1 protein-coding gene is annotated in these 354 nt (G+C 42.7%); it reads left to right on the forward strand.

The features are described 5' to 3' along the window. Nucleotides 1–128: 128 nt before the first annotated feature. On the forward strand, nt 129–354 hold a 226-nt coding region (glpE, locus tag AB4512_RS22585; RefSeq protein WP_372175771.1), incomplete at its 3' end, for a thiosulfate sulfurtransferase GlpE.

Consider the following 354-nt stretch of genomic DNA (forward strand, 5'->3'; position numbering starts at 1 on the left):
ATTCACAGGTTTATCCACAAATGGTGTAAAAGTGATCGCTGGTGGATAACCTTATTAAGTGGATGTGATTGTTAGCCTTGGGATAGGTTACAATGGCAGCAAAGTAAATCAGTATAAAAGAGAAAGTCATGGACCAGTTTAAACATATCGATGTTAAAGGTGCTCAAGCCCTTATTGAACAAGGCGAAGCTCGACTTGTCGATATACGTGACCCGCAGTCTTTTGCGGTAGCTCACTCAAAAACCGCTTACCATCTTACTAACGATACCATGGTGTCGTTCATGGATGAGGTTGAGTTCGAACAGCCAATCTTAGTGATGTGTTATCACGGTATTAGTAGCCAAGGTGCGGCAC

The sequence above is a fragment of the Vibrio sp. 10N.222.52.B7 genome (assembly GCF_041474275.1).
Classification (GTDB): domain Bacteria; phylum Pseudomonadota; class Gammaproteobacteria; order Enterobacterales; family Vibrionaceae; genus Vibrio; species Vibrio crassostreae_C.